Source organism: Mesobacillus jeotgali (assembly GCF_002874535.1).
Classification (GTDB): domain Bacteria; phylum Bacillota; class Bacilli; order Bacillales; family Cytobacillaceae; genus Mesobacillus; species Mesobacillus jeotgali.
Genome location: NZ_CP025025.1, coordinates 1,601,408 through 1,618,365, shown reverse-complemented (window position 1 = coordinate 1,618,365; position 16,958 = coordinate 1,601,408). Strand labels below are relative to the sequence as shown.

Sequence of the window (16,958 nt, the reverse complement as noted above, 5' to 3'; positions counted from 1 at the left end):
TTCTAATTTTTGGGATGGTTTCTGCAGATTTTCGATCCATGCTCTTCTCTGTAAGAAAAACACAAACAAGGTCTCCTGGCTTTCAGGAGACCTTGTTAATAAACATAGATAATCTATTAATCCAATTTGAGTTCTTCCTGGTCTTCATCAGTTTCAGTCACCGTGAATTCACCATCAAGGCCGTAGTGATTACGGATCTTCTGCTTGATTTCAAGACGGATGGACGGATTTTCTTTAAGGAACATCTTTGCGTTTTCCCTTCCCTGTCCAAGACGCTCACCATTATATGAATACCAAGAACCGCTCTTATCAACGATATCAAGGTCAGATCCCATGTCGATTATTTCTCCCTCTTGGGAAATACCTTCACCGTACATGATATCCACTTCAGCTGTACGGAACGGAGGAGCAACCTTGTTCTTGACAACTTTGATCCTTGTTTTGTTACCGACCATGTCATTGCCCTGCTTAAGTGTTTCAGCACGACGTACTTCAAGACGTACACTTGAATAGAATTTCAGAGCGCGTCCGCCAGGTGTTGTTTCAGGGTTACCGAACATAACACCGACCTTTTCACGAATCTGGTTAATGAAGATTGCTATAGTCTTTGACTTATTGATAGCACCGGAAAGCTTACGCAATGCCTGAGACATCAAACGAGCCTGAAGACCAACGTGGGCATCACCCATCTCACCTTCAATTTCAGCCTTTGGAACAAGAGCAGCAACGGAGTCAACAACAATGATATCAATTGCTCCACTTCGCACAAGTGCTTCTGCAATTTCCAAAGCCTGTTCACCTGTGTCCGGCTGTGAAAGAAGAAGCTCATCGATATTTACACCAAGCTTCTGTGCATATACAGGATCCAGAGCATGTTCAGCGTCAATGAATGCCGCTTGACCGCCATTAGCCTGTACTTCTGCGATTGCATGAAGCGCAACAGTTGTCTTACCTGAACTTTCAGGTCCGTAGATTTCAATAACACGTCCGCGAGGATATCCGCCTATTCCCAGTGCAGCATCCAGCGCAAGGGATCCGCTTGGAGAAGTAGAAATCTTTGTATCTGTCTTCTCTCCTAATTTCATAACTGAGCCTTTACCAAATTGCTTTTCAATTTGTTTTAACGCCATATCTAAGGCAGCTTGACGATCACTCACTCAAAATTCCTCCTTATTATATAAAAACGAACCAGCATACTGCTTGGCCGCAAATCTCTTATTTAAAGCCTACTATTACTATACCTTTTTCCTAGGTGTTTGTCTATTAAAAAATCGAACATTTATTCGTTTTTTTTAGAACACGGGAAATTAAGAAAATTGAATTTCACAGGAATGTTTCACTAGTTTTCATACAGACTATACCCTTTAAAACAGGATTTTCGCAAGAAATCTTTCTATTTAAGAACCGGTTATGTTCCGTTGCGAAGGTCATGATTGAAAAATGCAATACATAAGAACAAAAAGCGCAAGCGCCTCGTTCAGCCCCGACAAGCGCTGCCCGCCTTAAAGCGCCACGTCCTGTGGCTGGCGGGTCTAGCACGTCCTGTGCCTCGGAGGGCCGACCAGTGAAGTCGTTCTTTGACTTCATTGGGCGGACCGAAAACGAAATGTATAGCCGACTGCCCAGAAACGCAGAAACTGGAGACTCCGACAAAGAAGCGCTTTTTGCTTCTGGCGGCGGAGTTGAAGTTTCGGAGTTTCTAGGAGGCGACACAAGACAAATCGAAAAGCGGAGGCGACTGCCCAACTCCGACAAGCGCTGGAAGACCTGAAATTGAAGTCGTTCTTTGACTTCATTGGCAGGACTGAAGTGTCTCGAGGAGTTAGGAGCCGCAGCTAGACAAGCGACTCGAGGGGCTAGGCGCTGGAGCTGGATTAAGAAAACTGCATTGAGTTATCCACAACTCAATACCTTTATAAATTCCTTAACCAAAATAAAACACGGAAACTATTGCTTCCGTGTTCCTGATAATCTATTAATCATAATCTGGCAGCCAAACTTTACAGCCCTTTTCCTGATAGCGGTGCGGGAGCCACTCAGGCTAAGTTTTTCCGAATGGACTGGTTGGCCTTTTACGTGGAGCCCGATAAAAACTGTCCCTGGTGGATGCCCTTCCAGGCTCTCAGGACCAGCCACTCCGGTAAAGCTGATGCCGATGTCAGAGTTGGTAAGCGCTGCAGCATTCATTGCCAGCTCTTCCGCACATTCACCGCTAACAGCACCATACCTCTCAATTGTTTCAGGATTAACCTTGACAATTCCTATTTTGGCTTCGTTTGAGTAACAAACCAAGCCGCCCTTGAAAAGGCTGCTTGCACCGGAGATTGAAGACAATTCCTGCTGGAACATTCCGCCTGTCAAGCTTTCAGCCGCTGATACTGTCAAGTTTTTGTTTTTCAATAATTTCGAAAGCTCAATCATTAGCGAGGTTTCGTCGTAACCATAAAAATACTCACCGACTCTGTCCATGATTTCTGCTTCTACTCGATCAATCAATGCTTGTGCTGTGTCTTTGGAATCATCCCTGGCCGTAAGCCTCAGTGTAACTTCACCGTCACCAGCTAGCGGAGCGATGGTTGGATTGCTCTGCTGGTCAATCAAATCTTCTATTTCCGATTCCAGGGCTGCCTCACCGATTCCAAAGAACCGCAGGACCCTCGATTCAATTTTAGACTGATTGCCGGTCATGCCTTCTATAGCCTGTTGGCCATATTTCAAGAACATTGGCTCCATCTCGGATGGTGGTCCTGGCAGAAGCATGAATTTGTTGTCTGCTGTTGTCAGGAACATTCCCGGGGCCATGCCATGTTCATTTTTCAGGACGGTTGATCCCTCGATCACGAGAGCTTGTTTCCTGTTATTTTCAGTCATTACCCTGTTTGTTTTTTCAAAATACAATTCGATGGACCTCATCGCTTCCTCATCAAGAACAAGCTGTTTTCCAAGCTGCCCAGCAATTGTATCCTTTGTCAGGTCATCTTTAGTTGGACCTAATCCGCCAGTGAAGATAATCAGGTCTGCGCGTTCCCGGGCAATTCCCATCGCGTTCTTCAGCCGATCAGGATTATCCCCGACGACCGTATGGTAGAAAACATTGATTCCCAGTTCGGCAAGCTGTCTCGAAAGGAATCTGGCGTTTGTATTGACGATTTGCCCAAGAAGCAATTCAGATCCCACAGCAATGATTTCGGCATTCATATCTTGTCCCCCTGACAAAATCAATTATTTGGAATTACGGAACACTTGCATATTTTTAGCGAAGTAATCCCATCCAGACCAAATTGTAAAGATCATTGCCACCCATAATGCGATATCTGCAAACGGGATTGAGAATGCTTCAAAAATGATATTGTGCAGCAACAGCGCTGAAATTGCCACTGTTTGTGCCCACATTTTGATTTTGCCAGGCATTTTTGCTGCTACAACCTCACCACCGCCTGCTAGCAGTAAGCGAAGTCCTGTGACGGCAAATTCCCGGCTAATAATGATGATGACAATCCACGCAGGGGCATACCCCAGTTCAACCAACACAATCAACGCAGAAGAGACAAGCAGTTTATCGGCGAGAGGGTCAAGAAATTTCCCAAGATTGGTAACTAAATTGTGCTTTCGTGCCAGATAGCCGTCAACCCAGTCTGTCACCGACGCAAATATATAAATTAGCGCCCCAACAAAATGTGTGACCGGCATGGTTGTACCAAGAAGGGAAATCTCCCCCCACGAAAATGGGACAATCATGATGATCATGAATAACGGAATCAACAATATTCGTGAAACCGTAATTTTATTTGGCAAGTTCATATCCTTTTCCTCCAGATGAAAAATTACAAAGCCATTCATTTGACTTCTTCATTATATCCAATATGTAAAAAACATCATTAAATATGCCTACTATAATTTTAGCCCGTATAAACAAAAGTCCATACGGGCGTTTTTGCAATTCTTACTTTTAAGTGGCTTTGCATCCACCAGAGCCTTAAAATTATTTCACAAAATTAATCGTAATCACCTGGGTCATATCTTGTTCAGGCGGCACTGCATACTCAAGCTTTTGATCATTTACATAGATTTCCGTATCAGGAGCCCGTCCAATATTAATTACTGCCTTGGCCTCGTTTGATAAGTCCTCAGTACGGCTTTCATTCTTTCCTTTAACAAGGGTTTCCTGAAATATGGTTTTACCTGAACCATTTGAAAGACCTACCCATGTCTGCCCCAATGAAACAATTTTGATGACAAATGTTTCGGCACCCTTGAGTTCATATACCGTGTTGCTGCCACTGTTCGAGGCGACGGTAATCTCCTGTGCTGGAGTTTCAGGCTCGGCTTCCTCTTCAGCTGGTTCCTCTTCCTCAGCAGCTTCTTCTTCCTCGCCTGTATCCTCGTCACCGCTACCATCTGCAAACTCTTCAGTCTCTTCAAAGTTTGGCTTGCTCTTGTCTGTATTTGCAGGCTGGTCAGCCCCATCACCTGCACTCTTGACAATAAGATACCAAACAAGGGCAATGGCACCTATCATGAATATGGCAATTAGTAACTTCGGTAAAAAATCCAATACTTTCGAAGTCTCAGGTGAGATGCTTTTCCTCGACTGAACGCGGGAAAGCTGCTCAGGCAACTCTTCGTTGTATGTAGATGGAATTTCATTCTTATGCTGCTCAAACAGCTGTTCTGGATCAAGGCCGACAGCTTCAGCATATTGTTTAATGAATGCACGGACATAGAACTTTCCTGGCATCATTGAATAATTGCCCTCTTCAATACCAAGAAGGTAGCGCTTCTGTATTTTCGTGATGGACTGCAGTTCGTCCAGGCTGAGGCCCTTAGCTTCACGTGCTTCCTTTAATATATTTCCTAACTCAGTCACGATAACACCTTCCAATACTGTTAAAAATCAAATCCTCCAAAATCAGAATCGGTGAACATGTGATTCTTCTGAACCATGTCATAAACGATTTCTTCATCAGGATTATTGCGAAGTTCAATAATATAATCAAAATCATCCATTGTATATTCCGTGTTTTGGACAAAAATATCCGGATGTTCCACAACCTTCACCGCAGGCAGGCGCATAATTTCCCTGACAAGCTGCCAGTGCTTTTCATTTGCCCTCCGTGTGGAAACGATTCCGTCAATGATAAACAGGTTTTCTGCATTGTATTCATCTTCAATTAATTGATTCCGGATTGTCTGTTTCAATAATGTTGAAGAAACAAACAACCAGCGTTTATTTGCACAAACGCTTGAAGCTACAACCGATTCTGTCTTGCCAACTCGCGGCATCCCGCGGATCCCAATCAGCTTGTGCCCCTCCTGCTTAAACAATTCTGCCATAAAATCGACGAGTAGTCCAAGCTCATCCCTTACAAACCGGAATGTTTTTTTATCATCTGCGTCACGCTGTATATACCTGCCGTGTCTGACCGCCATTCGGTCCCGAAGTTTGGGTTCACGGATTTTAATTACCCTTATTGTATCCATTGTATTCAAAATTGACTCTAAGCGCTCAATTTGGTCATCATCTTTCGCAAGGATCAACAGACCACGTCTACCTTCATCGACTCCATTGATCGTAACAATGTTGATTGACAGCATACCAAGCAAAGAGGATATATCACCTAGCAGTCCTGGACGGTTAATCACTATTTCATATTCCAAGTACCATTCTTTTTTTTCCATCGTTCTCCTCCTCTGCTATAAGGTCACTTGATTGCGACACATTTTGACATCAAATATCTAGCTACTATATTATATGATTTTCAAGGAAGATGAAAGGAAAAACAAGCCAGAAATTAAAAGTAAAAAAAAGCCGTGTTTATGTGTCTATTTCAAGGAAGGGACAATAAAAAAAGAGAGGAATTAGAAGTCCCCTCTCAAATCTTGCTTATTGTTGAGTACCATTGTTCTGTACAAGTTTAACCATCATTGTAGCGATTGCATGCTGTTCGTCAGGGCTTGCAACTGACCAAAGGTCTGCAAGGACTCTTTCCTGCTCATTTTTAGGGTCGACATTTTTAGCAAGATAATCCCCGATTTGGTAGGCAAGGTCTCCCATGACTTCTTTATTCATTCCCTGGTCCTGCGCCTGATGAAGGCGGTCTCCCAAGAAATCCTTCCACTGATTCCAATTATCCAATACGGACATATTGACAACCTCCTTGTCTAAAATAGTACAAGGTTATTTTGCATACGTACGACGATTATTATTCATTACAATAGATGTTTTGAAAAATTGTCACATGTACGTCACGTAAGCCATCCACCGTTCACCCCAAGAACCTGTCCGGTTATATAGGATGCCTTTTCTGATAGCAGGAATTCCACACCACTCGCTACTTCTTCAGCTGATCCTAACCGCCCTGATGGAATATCCTCGGTAATGGCATCGATCTCCTTAGAGGTGAATCCTTCAACCATAGGGGTTTGAATGGCACCTGGCGCTACGGCATTCACCCTAACATTTGAGCTTGCCAGCTCTTTGCTCAGGGCTTTGGCAAAGGCTATTTGCGCGCCCTTCACAGTCGAGTAAGCTACTTCATAGGATGCGCCTGTTTGTCCCCATATCGATGACACGATGACGATACTTCCGCTTCCCTTGGCCCTTAATTTTGGAATAAGCTTTTTTGTCAGCATCAGCGGAGAAGTAACGTGTATCTGTATAAGTTCCTCTACATCATTTTCCTCTAAGTCTTCCACAAGACCGTATAAGGCATTGCCCGCATTATGTACAATTGCATCAAGCGAAAAGATATTTGCAGCTAATTCCAAGTATCCTGATTTTGATGCCAGGTTTGCCTTGATCGGTATATACTCACCGCCAAAGTGTTCAATCTGGCCCACAATTTCTTTCATTCCTTGTTCATTCTGGTTAAAGTGCAGGTAAAGCGAATAACCTTCCGATGCAAGCTTCATGGAGATCGCCTTGCCAATCGCTCCACTTGCTCCAGTTACGAGTGCGAATTTCTTCATGTTCTTCCTCTCCAAATACCTCATTAAATAATGCGCCGGTTATGACCGGCGCACATCTCATTGAATGTTGGTTACTTCTTATCCTTTGGCACTACCTGACATACCGTGAATCGCTCTTCAGCAATCAGCTTGTTAGCCGCCTGCTTGATATCGTCCAGCGTCAGGCTTTCAAGTACCGGAACAACCTCGAACAAATCCATGTCGTTGAATGCATAGCGTGTGAATTGGTTCGCTATATATTCAGGTGAATTAACAGCCCTTAGAAAGGCTCCTATTTTTTTCTTTTTCGTCCTTTCAAGGTTATCACCGGTCAACCCTCGGCCTTCTTTTGCCTCCATCAGCATTGTTTCAAGCTTGCTGGCGAGAACGTCAGGCTCATTCGTATCACCGCCAACCATTGCAAAACCAAAGCCTTGCTCCTCAGTATAATCGTATGAAAACGTATCATCGATTAACCCTGAACCATATAACTCGGTGTAGTTTTCAGAACTTTTCCCAAAAAGTATATCAAGCATCACATTGATTGACAGCTCTTTTTTCAGCATCTCCTTGCCTGATTCAGTTGGGTTGGCAGCCTTGATGCCAACCAGGCACTTGGACGTCTGGACATTCATTTTCAGAACTTGTTTCTTTTCAGCAACCTCTGCCTGTTCTTCATCAAATACCCGCTTAATTTCAGGCTGGTTTTTGTATTCCTTTTTCCCCTGGTTCTCTTTTATCAAGCCCATGATTTCATCAGGGTTAACTTGACCTACTACGAACAATAGCATATTACTTGGATGGTAAAAGGTTTCGTAGCATTCATACAGCATATCTTTCGTAATATGGGAAATCGAATCGATCGTACCTGCGATATCAATGCTTACCGGGTGATTCTTATACATATTCTGGATCAGGCCAAAATACAGTCTCCAATCAGGGTTGTCATCATACATCGTGATCTCTTGCCCGATAATTCCCTTTTCCTTTTCAACTGTCTTCTCTGTAAAATATGGTTCCTGGACAAAGTCAATCAACGTCTCCAGATTTTTCTCTACATTGGATGTACTGGAGAACAAATAAGCTGTCCTCGTGAAGGAGGTGAATGCGTTCGCGGAAGCCCCCTGTTTGCTGAACTGCTGGAACACGTCTCCATCTTCCTTTTCAAACAATTTATGCTCAAGGAAATGAGCGATGCCATCGGGCACCTTCACATAATCACCCTTTCCCGGCGGAAGGAAGTGATTATCGATCGATCCGTATTTCGTTGTAAAAGTAGCATATGTTTTATTGAAGCCTTTTTTCGGAAGGATGTAGACATCAAGCCCATTATTCAGCTTTTCGTAGTACATTTCTTCCTGAAGCTGTTCAAAAGTGATCTTCTCCATTATTTGTCCGCCTCCAATCCAGTTAAGAAGTAGACCGTATCAAGCTGAACCTTTTTGGCTACATCAACGATTTCTTCTTTTGTGGTTTTACTCATGCCCTGAAGCCAGTCATCGAGGCTGACATTTTGTCCGGACACAACATTATGATACAGGACCTCTACCATCCCTCTTGCTGTATCCATTGTTTCAAGCATTTGGTTTTCAATCACTGCCTTTGTCTGTTCGATTTCCTGGTCAGTAAAATCGCCTGCTTGCATAGCTTCCATTTGTTCACGAATTATTTTTACAGCCAGCTCGAAATTTTCAAATTCAATTCCTGACATGACCATCATCAAACCTTTATGGCTCTCAAGACGACTTGCGACATAATAGGCAAGGCTATTTTTTTCCCGGACATTCAAGAAAAGCTTGGAATGTGAAAAGCCTCCGAAGATCCCATTGAAAACCTGGAGAGCATAATAATCTTTATCACCATAAAATACATTTGTTCTGTAGCCAATATTCAGCTTCCCCTGCTTGACATCCTCTTTGTCCTTGACGGTTTTTTCTTCAACGTGAACACTTTTCGAAGCTTCATTAAGTTTCGGTGTGCGCTCGTCAAATTGCAGGAGCTCCTGGGCGATCGACTGGACTTCTGTCTCATCAACATCCCCGATAATGAACAGGTCAAGCTCATCTTCAGCAAAGGCCTTTTTATAGTATTCATAGAGATTCTTCTCATCGATTTGCGGAATGTCGTCAATCTCGCCATTGACATGGAGCGCATACGGTTCATTCTTGCACATTTCCTGGACGAGCCGGAAATTGGAGTATCTCATTTTATCATCATAGACAGCCTGGATACGCTGCTTTAACGTACGTTTTTCCTTTTCGACAGTTTCTCTGTCAAATGCTTCATTGTCTGCAAGCGGATTGACCAGAATTTCCGCCATCAATTGCATTCCCTTTTTCAGTAAAGGATCACGGTCACTTAAAAATTTTTCATTAGCAATTTCCAATGAAAAACTGAGGACCTGATATTCCCCCTTTTTTGAAACATCAACATATAAATTTGCTCCGTAAAGCTCATCAAGATAGGAACGAAACTTTGAAGTGGAAGGGTAAGCCTTAGAACTGCTTTGGAGAACGTACGGAAGCAGTGCCCGTTTCGTTACATCCTCACTGGTAAGCGGTGCCTTCATTTTCCAAACAATTGTATTCGTCTTGAATTTTTCGGTTTTAACAATATGGAGCTTGTAGCCTTTCATATCTCTGATACTTTCTGAAATGACAGCCATTGAAATCCTCCTTTATTTATAACACCAGGACTTGCTTACAATTATTCTTCTTCACATCATTGATGAAAATAAAACATTCTTCTTTGATATGTATACGTTGTGAAGTCTATATTTAATATTCCAATAAATATACTCTAACTATACCTTTGACATTCAGGCTAATTCAAGGAATTGGCAGCGAATACGGCAAAAGCTTCCCGATTGGGAAGCTTTTATTGCTTTGAAGCGGCTATTTCTTCTTTAGCTTTCGAATAATAATATGTATATCCTGATTCAAATTTCACCTGATTTTTCCCGTTAGCTTTTGCGCTGTATAAAAGCTGGTCTGTGAATCCAAGCAGTTTATCCGGCAAAACTCCACCTTTTGAAGCAGCAATCCCAAAGCTCATTGTGACACTAATGCATTCTTTACTGAATTTCTCAGATGATAACCTTCCATATAGGTCATCAAAAAAACAAATTTGCCTGTTTTCCTCGATTGCCGGCAGTAGAAAAGCGAACTCTTCTCCACCATAACGGAAGGCCTGTGCATCGTAATCATCAGCCAGGTCCCGAAAAATTCCACCTAAATTTTTTAAGATTTCATCTCCAGTCAAATGCCCGAACTGGTCATTTATTTGCTTAAAGTGATCGATATCTCCCATCACGAGCAAGAAGTTTTGCCGTGCGCTCGTCATGATCCTTAATTGTTCCTGGAAATGCCGATGATTGTATAAACCTGTTAAGTAATCAGTGAACATCAGTTCATGAAAAATTTCCTTCTGTTTCAAATGCTTCCTTTCACGAATGACGATTAACGACCCGAACACACCGATGATCCAGATGAAAACGAGATTTAAAATAAAGGCAAACGTTGTATTAAAATCGAATTGAGCCTGTACAGCAAAAATTGTTGAGTATCCTGCTGTCAACGAAATTGAGGATAAAATCGCCCCTTTCGTTCTCCAGTAAATGGTCGCATGCATGACAACCAAATAAGCAATCGGAAAAAGCGGCGACAAGACTCCATTCGTCAAAGCAAGAAGCCACATCAATGCAATATAATCAAATACGATTCCGGCTTTCGTAAGCAAATTGAAATACTCGTTTCCCGCCGGCATTTTATTCAAAGCAACCTGAGTCACGGCCATGTATATAAATCCTATCGCCAACAATAAGGGAAATGTTTCTTTAGTAAAATTAAGCCTGTCAGCCAGAGGGGGGAAGTAAAATACCATAATCCCTACCAACAAGAAAATCCAGCGTAAATAAGAAAAGATTTTTTCTGTTTCACGATCATCCATATATAATGATAGTTTCATATGCATGCCCTCTTGACGATATTATTTTTAGCAAACTTTTCCTTTATATTAACACATATGGAAGATTTAATCTAAAAGGAATATACAATTTCAAAGGATATTTTATTGGGGAATGATATAAAAAAATGACGAAATAAAAGAGGCACCTAGAGCAGGTACCTCTTTTTGCAGTATCAGAGTTAGCGTTTTCCACTGTCAAATGTTTCTCCAACAGCCTTTGGTGCTTGTGATGACTTGGAGAATATAACAAGTGCGATTAGCGTCACTACATATGGGAAAATCTTCAACAAGATTGGTGGAATAACAGCGAGCTCAGGAATTACTTGAGAGACGTTTGCAATCGTACTGGCAAATCCAAAGAATAATGTCGCTGCCAGCACGCCTAGCGGTTTCCACTGACCGAAAATCAGGGAAGCCAATGCAAGGAAGCCCAGACCTGCAACGGTCCCTGTGAACTCACCTGACTGCGTGACAATAATCAAGGCTCCGCCCAATCCGGCGAAAGCACCAGAGATCAGTACCCCGCTGTAACGGACTTTCCTGACATTGATTCCTGCTGCTTCTGCAGCCTGCGGGAATTCACCACATGATCTTAAACGAAGTCCAAACCTTGTTTTATATAAAATGAATGAACTTACAAAAAGAATAGCTAATACAAACCATGTTGTAGGGTATGTTTTTGTGAAAAACAAATCTCCAATCACTGGAATATCAGATAGAAAAGGAACATTTGATGGTGAAAAACCACTAGAGATCCTTATGTTTCCACTTCCAGTGATATTGCGTGCAAGGAACACTGTCAGGGCGGTCGCAATCATATTGATTGCCGTACCACTGATGATTTGGTTTGCATTCAGATTAATGCTCGCAAACGCATGCAAGATGGAGAAAAGTATACCAGCAAGTACAGCAGCCAGCAATCCAAGCCAGAGTACCAATGTGTGGTTGTCCAATACGCCGCTCAGATAATGGATGGATAGAGCGCCAGAGAAGGCTCCAATGACCATTAATCCCTCAAGGGCAATATTAACAATACCGCTTCTTTCACTAAAAAGTCCGCCTAGTGCTGTAATAAGAAGAGGAATTGTAAAGATAATCGCGTAAGGAAAAATTTGTTCTATTATTGACCACATCTTATGAATCTCCCTTCTCGACTACAGGACCACTTTTATCTTCTTTGTTTGATTTTCTCGCCTTGAATTTATTCAACAGACGTTCAATCATTACACTTGTTGCAGCAAAATAAATGATGATCGCGATAATGGTATTTGCCAATTCAGGTGGGATTTCAGTCATAGCATTCATGAACCCAGTACCTGAGTATAGAATCCCGAACAGCACTGCTGCGAAGAATACACCTACAGGATGATTTGCACCGAGAAGAGCGACCGCGATGCCATCGTAACCCTGTGCAGGCAGAATACCAATTTGAATGCTTGAAGCATTTCCTGTGTACAAAGCTACCCCGCCGACTCCAGCAAGTGCACCTGAAATCAACATGGACAATATGATGTTTCGATTAACTTTCATACCCGCATATTCTGCAGCGAATCTGTTAAACCCTACTGCCTTCAACTCGAATCCCAAGGTTGTCTTGTCGATGATGAAGGCAATAATGATTACTGCAATGACAGCAAGAAACAGACCTAAGTTAATATAGGATCCATCAAACATCTCTGTAAGGAATGGAGTTCTCAAAGTATCTGATTCTGCTAATTTTTTTGATTCAGTCTCAAGGAATTCACCCTTGAAATAACCTGGTACAACATAGTAAATCGTCCAGTAGGCGATCCAGTTCATCATGATTGTCGAAACTACCTCATGAACATTGAACTTCGCCTTCAGTAAACCAGGAACGAAAGCCCATAATGCACCTGCTACCAGGCCTGCAAGGATCATTACCAAAAGCAGGATTGGCCGGGATAAATCAAAAGTCAAGGCAACTGCTGTCGCAGCAAGGCCACCAACCAGCATTTGTCCTGATGCCCCGATGTTAAAAAGACCTGTACGGAAAGCAAAAGCGACAGACAAACCAGTGAATATAAGCGGAGTAGCTGTTGCTAAAGTATTACCGATACGCTCTAGGTTTTTCAAAGCTCCTTGAAGCAAATAGGAATAGCCTTCAATTGGATTGCTGCCGATGAACAGCATCAAAATGCCACCGGCCACCAGACCTAAAATAATAGATATTAATGATACGATGGTATTTCTCATATGCTTCTCTCCTTAGCCACGCCTGCCATCATAAGACCAACTTCATTTTCATTTGTTTCCGCAGCGATTACCTCGCCTACAAGCTCACCATTATTTACGATGGCGATGCGGTCTGAAAGCTGCAGAACCTCGTCAAGTTCCAATGAAATAAGCAGTACTGCATTCCCTTTGTCGCGATGCTCAATAATCCTTCTATGGATGTATTCAATGGAACCAACATCCAAACCACGAGTCGGCTGGACAGCAATCAAGAGCTTTGGATCGAGCTCAAGCTCTCGGCCGATGATAGCTTTCTGTTGATTTCCACCAGAAAGAGTCCTGGCAATCGAAGAAGCACCTTCACCTGAACGCACATCGAAGTTTTCGATGATATTTTGAGCATACGCTTTCATAGCAGGGAAATTTAATAGTCCTCGCTTAGAGAAAGGCTGCTTGTTATAAATTTGAAGTACCATGTTTGATACAAGTGAATAATCCAAAACAAGACCGCGCTTTTGCCTGTCTTCAGGAATATGGCTAATTCCTTTTTCATTCCGTTGACGGATTGGAAGGTTTGTGATTTCTTCACCACTGATTAAAATCGTCCCAGACTCAGCTTTCCTCAAGCCAGTGATTGCCTCAACAAGCTCTGTCTGTCCATTGCCTTCAACACCAGCAATACCGACTATTTCTCCAGCTCGGACTTCCAATGAAAAATCCTTCAATCCCATAACTTTTCTATTATTTTTGACTGATAAAGAATCTATTTTAAGTACCACTTCACCAGGAGTACTTTCTTTCTTATCCACTTTGAAAGAGACATGACGTCCGACCATCATTTCAGCAAGACTAGCCTCACTGGCTTCTGCTACATTGACAGTTCCAATTCCTTTTCCGCGGCGAATTACTGTACAGCGGTCAGCAACTGCCTTAATTTCCTTCAATTTATGAGTGATAATAATAATAGACTTACCTTCATTAATAAGATTACGCATGATTTTCATCAATTCATCGATTTCTGCTGGTGTAAGAACAGCTGTTGGCTCATCCAGAATCAGTACTTCTGCTTCGCGATAAAGCATCTTCAAAATTTCTACCCTTTGCTGCATACCTACTGAAATATCTTCGATTTTCGCATGAGGATCTACATTCAAACCGTAATGCTTTGATAATTCTTCAATTCTTTTTGCGGCTTTATCAATATCGAGTACCATGCCCCTAAGCGGCTCACTGCCCAATATGATGTTTTCTGTTACAGTGAAATTTTCAACAAGCTTAAAATGCTGGTGAACCATCCCAATTCCCAAACGGTTTGCAACATTAGGATTAGTAATCTTCACTTCTTTGCCATTTACTTTTATTAAGCCTCGTTCTGGCTGATACATGCCGAACAGAACACCCATCAGGGTTGACTTTCCTGCACCGTTTTCACCTAGTAGTGCATGTATTTCCCCTTTTTTTAGTGTAAGGGTAATATTATCGTTGGCTACGATACCCGGAAACTCTTTCCGAATATTCAACATCTCAACTACATAACTCATAGTAGCACTCACCTTTGTATTAGACTCTATACCTATTAAGAATAGCGTAAGCGCCCTGGTCAGCTTCTCAGGAACGTTCCGGTTACCTGGGGAAGTGATGCGACACTTCCTTTTGGAGGGCCGATTGTTTTGGAAGCCAGGCTCTGGAGCTGTACATTTCTATATTGAAATGGAAAATAGCTAAACACATCATCTTTAATTTCTAATATTTTCCGTTTTGGGTTTGATAGACAAAAGAGACGGAAGAGACCGTCTCTTTTGCACTTTTTTACTTGAATAAATCTCCTTGTTCAGCAGAGACCTTGATTTCTTCAGATTTGATCTTTTCGTAAACTTCCTTTACCTTGCCCGTAGTTTCTTCGCTTAGGTTAGGGTTTTTCTCAGGAAGACCAATTCCATCATTCTTAGCATCGAAAGTCAATTTTTTTCCGCCTGGGAATTCGCCATCAATCTCAGCTTGGACCATGTCGAAAGCAACCTGGTCAAGCTTCTTCATTGCTGAAGTCAGGATAACTGACTTGTCGCCATCGTACTTACCATCTTCAAACTGGTCAACGTCAACTCCAACGATCCAGACGTTATCTCCAGCCTTCGCACGATTCTTAGCTTCGTTGATCGCTCCAACACCAACACCACCTGCAGCAGTGAAGATGACATCTACGCCACGGTCATAGAATTGAGCTGCGATTTGTCCACCAGCAGCCGCGTTGTCGAATGAACCTTGATATACAACGTTCTCAGCCTTCATTGTTACATTAGTGTCAAGGTTTTCGTTTGCATACTTAAGTCCTTGCTGGAAGCCCCAGTTGAACTTTTGTACTGCAGGAATTTCCATACCACCGATGAAGCCAGCTTCGCCTTCCTTCAATTCAACCGCTGCAGCTACACCAGCTAGGAAACCAGACTCATGCTCAGCAAAGAATACTGCAACAGTGTTGTCTTTCACGACTGGATTATAGTCGCCATTGTGTGGGTTTCCGTCAATGATGACGAATTTAGCATCTTCATATTTATCTTGGGCTTGGAAAACTGCTGTTTCGAATTTAAAGCCCGGTGTAATGATAAACTTATATTCTGCATCATATAAGTTGCCGATTTCTTTTAGATATTCAGCTTCAGTTGTTCCAGCTGGCTTAAGATACTTTGTCTTAACGCCAAGATCTTCCTCAGCCTTCAGGATTCCTTCCCAAGTGCCCTGGTTGAAAGATTTGTCATCAATCGTACCTGCGTCAGTAACCATACCAACTCTTAAGTCTGACTCCTTGCCCTTAGAACTGTCGCCTTCGTCACTTCCGCAACCTGCCAACATTGTACCTGCCGCTAAAAGCAATGACATTACCAAACCAAATTTACGCTTTTTCAAGGTTTGTACCCCCCAGAGAATGTTTGTGATTTCGCAGGAATGTTCTGAAAAACCAATCAGTTAGCGTTTTCATTTCATTAAAAAAATTAAATTCTTCTTCTAAGGACATGAAAACTGAACTTGTCGGCTTTAAAGTAATTGACCGAATAAAGAATTGGAACATCGTTATCGTCGAAATGCATCTGCTTCAATACAAGCAGTGCTGTTTCCGGCTCGCATTCAAGGATGGGTGAAATCTTCTCATGGTAGCCGATTGGCTCTATTTGGGCCACTGCATATGTCACCTTCCGGTTCGATTTGACCTCAAGAAGATGAAGTAATGATTCATCCTCAAAAGAGTAATCTTCCGGCAGGATGCTTGCGGGAATCTTGTCCAGACAATAGACAACAGGTTCACCGTTTGCAGTTCTGACCCTTTCGACGAGTGTGATTTCATCATCAAGCGAGCATGAAAAACGACGAATATCTTCTTCGGTTGGCCCAGTAGTCGTTGAGTTTAAGAAGATTGTACCAGGCTTCATCCCTGCCTGCTCAATCATGCCCGTCACGCTGTTAAGCTGTTCAATGCCTGACTCAAACAATGGTTTGGCGTTGACAAAGGTTCCTACACCATGCCTGCGAACAATGACGTTTTCTTCTTCAAGGATTCGCAATGCTTCGCGGAGAGTCGCTCTGCTAACTCCAAGTTGTTTGGCAAGATCGAATTCTGAAGGTAATTTCTCTCTTTCTTTATATATACCTTTTTGAATATCTTGCTTCAGGTGATCGATTACTTGTAAATACAGGTGCCGGTTATCTGACTTGATCGACATGAGGCGTTCCTCCAACCTTTGCTCAAGACATCAGACATCTGATGTATAGCATTCCTACTAATCGAAAATACTATAACACTTTTTCTGATATAAATAAATAGTGTTTCAACAATTTGTCGAAAAAAGCTAGAATAA

General features: G+C 42.4%; 16 protein-coding genes. 1 reads left to right on the top strand and 15 read right to left on the bottom strand.

Annotated elements, in window-relative coordinates:
* Nucleotides 1-116: 116 nt before the first annotated feature.
* The gene (gene recA, locus CD004_RS07915) at nt 117-1,157 is read right to left on the bottom strand and encodes a recombinase RecA (protein WP_102262252.1); all 1,041 of its coding nucleotides are present in this window, start codon (nt 1,155-1,157) and stop codon (nt 117-119) included.
* A gap of 407 nt (nt 1,158-1,564) precedes the next feature.
* Here recA and CD004_RS07910 point away from each other — a divergent pair, with 407 nt between their 5' ends.
* Nucleotides 1,565-1,771: a hypothetical protein gene (locus CD004_RS07910; RefSeq protein WP_102262251.1), complete on the top strand. Its 207-nt coding sequence runs from the start codon at nt 1,565-1,567 to the stop codon at nt 1,769-1,771.
* 176 nt (nt 1,772-1,947) lie between these two features.
* Here CD004_RS07910 and CD004_RS07905 read toward each other — a convergent pair whose 3' ends face one another.
* The 14 genes from CD004_RS07905 to CD004_RS07840 form a co-directional block, all read right to left on the bottom strand.
* Nucleotides 1,948-3,198, bottom strand: coding sequence for a competence/damage-inducible protein A (locus CD004_RS07905; protein ID WP_102262250.1), 1,251 nt, complete (start codon nt 3,196-3,198; stop codon nt 1,948-1,950).
* Between the two features lie 24 nt (nt 3,199-3,222).
* Nucleotides 3,223-3,801 carry a CDP-diacylglycerol--glycerol-3-phosphate 3-phosphatidyltransferase gene (gene pgsA, locus CD004_RS07900; RefSeq protein ID WP_041966666.1) on the bottom strand — a complete coding sequence of 193 codons (579 nt, stop codon included), beginning with the start codon at nt 3,799-3,801 and terminating at the stop codon, nt 3,223-3,225.
* 181 nt (nt 3,802-3,982) lie between these two features.
* Entirely contained in the window at nt 3,983-4,867 is an 885-nt protein-coding gene (locus CD004_RS07895) for a helix-turn-helix domain-containing protein (RefSeq protein WP_102265032.1), read from the bottom strand.
* A gap of 20 nt (nt 4,868-4,887) precedes the next feature.
* Nucleotides 4,888-5,679, bottom strand: coding sequence for a DUF3388 domain-containing protein (locus CD004_RS07890; RefSeq protein WP_041966667.1), 792 nt, complete (start codon nt 5,677-5,679; stop codon nt 4,888-4,890).
* A 205-nt stretch (nt 5,680-5,884) separates the two neighbouring features.
* The gene (locus CD004_RS07885) at nt 5,885-6,145 is read right to left on the bottom strand and encodes a DUF3243 domain-containing protein (RefSeq protein WP_102262249.1); all 261 of its coding nucleotides are present in this window, start codon (nt 6,143-6,145) and stop codon (nt 5,885-5,887) included.
* Between the two features lie 101 nt (nt 6,146-6,246).
* The gene (ymfI, locus tag CD004_RS07880) at nt 6,247-6,969 is read right to left on the bottom strand and encodes an elongation factor P 5-aminopentanone reductase (RefSeq protein ID WP_102262248.1); all 723 of its coding nucleotides are present in this window, start codon (nt 6,967-6,969) and stop codon (nt 6,247-6,249) included.
* Between the two features lie 71 nt (nt 6,970-7,040).
* Nucleotides 7,041-8,336: an EF-P 5-aminopentanol modification-associated protein YfmH gene (gene yfmH / locus CD004_RS07875; RefSeq protein WP_102262247.1), complete on the bottom strand. Its 1,296-nt coding sequence runs from the start codon at nt 8,334-8,336 to the stop codon at nt 7,041-7,043.
* A complete protein-coding gene (gene yfmF, locus CD004_RS07870; protein ID WP_102262246.1) occupies nt 8,336-9,613 on the bottom strand; it encodes an EF-P 5-aminopentanol modification-associated protein YfmF in 1,278 nt (425 codons plus the stop codon). Before yfmF ends, yfmH begins: the two co-directional genes overlap by 1 nt.
* A gap of 212 nt (nt 9,614-9,825) precedes the next feature.
* Nucleotides 9,826-10,914, bottom strand: coding sequence for a GGDEF domain-containing protein (locus CD004_RS07865; RefSeq protein WP_158651503.1), 1,089 nt, complete (start codon nt 10,912-10,914; stop codon nt 9,826-9,828).
* A gap of 179 nt (nt 10,915-11,093) precedes the next feature.
* On the bottom strand, nt 11,094-12,047 hold the full coding sequence (locus CD004_RS07860) for an ABC transporter permease (protein ID WP_102262244.1): 954 nt from the start codon (nt 12,045-12,047) through the stop codon (nt 11,094-11,096).
* Nucleotide 12,048: 1 nt separating this feature from the next.
* Complete coding sequence (locus tag CD004_RS07855; protein WP_102262243.1) at nt 12,049-13,128, bottom strand: ABC transporter permease; 1,080 nt, start codon at nt 13,126-13,128, stop codon at nt 12,049-12,051.
* Nucleotides 13,125-14,648, bottom strand: a complete 1,524-nt coding sequence (locus CD004_RS07850; RefSeq protein ID WP_102262242.1) for an ABC transporter ATP-binding protein — start codon at nt 14,646-14,648, stop codon at nt 13,125-13,127. Before CD004_RS07850 ends, CD004_RS07855 begins: the two co-directional genes overlap by 4 nt.
* A 268-nt stretch (nt 14,649-14,916) precedes the next feature.
* Nucleotides 14,917-16,011 carry a BMP family lipoprotein gene (locus tag CD004_RS07845; RefSeq protein WP_233434958.1) on the bottom strand — a complete coding sequence of 365 codons (1,095 nt, stop codon included), beginning with the start codon at nt 16,009-16,011 and terminating at the stop codon, nt 14,917-14,919.
* A gap of 86 nt (nt 16,012-16,097) precedes the next feature.
* A complete protein-coding gene (locus tag CD004_RS07840) occupies nt 16,098-16,823 on the bottom strand; it encodes a GntR family transcriptional regulator (RefSeq protein WP_041966677.1) in 726 nt (241 codons plus the stop codon).
* Nucleotides 16,824-16,958: the final 135 nt, after the last annotated feature.